1 protein-coding gene is annotated in these 290 nt (G+C 68.6%); it reads left to right on the top strand.

What is annotated here, in order from left to right; all coding sequences use genetic code 11:
* Positions 1–13: 13 nt before the first annotated feature.
* Positions 14–290 (top strand): SdrD B-like domain-containing protein (locus UK23_RS31195; RefSeq protein ID WP_045315276.1); only part of this gene is annotated, 277 nt, incomplete at its 3' end.

Genomic DNA, 290 nt, shown 5'->3' with positions numbered 1-290 from the left:
CGGCGTGACCCCGATGTTCAGCCTCGGCCAGACCGAGCAGGACCTCACGTGGGACTTCGGTCTCATCCCGGCCACCGGTGCCGTCGGTGACAAGGTGTTCAGCGACGCCGATGCCGACGGTGTGCAGGACGCCGGTGAGGCCGGCGTGCCGAACGTGCCGGTCGAGTTGTTCCGCCAGGGTCCGAACGGGCCGGTGTCGGTGGGCACGACGACGACCGATGCCAACGGCGTGTACCTGTTCAGCGGCCTGGGTGCGGGTGACTACTTCGTGAAGTTCACCCCGCCTGCCG

The sequence above is a fragment of the Lentzea aerocolonigenes genome (assembly GCF_000955955.1).
In the GTDB taxonomy this organism is placed as follows: Bacteria; Actinomycetota; Actinomycetes; order Mycobacteriales; family Pseudonocardiaceae; genus Lentzea; species Lentzea aerocolonigenes_A.
Note: the sequence above shows the minus strand (reverse complement) of the source record. Positions and strands in the feature narration are given on the sequence as shown.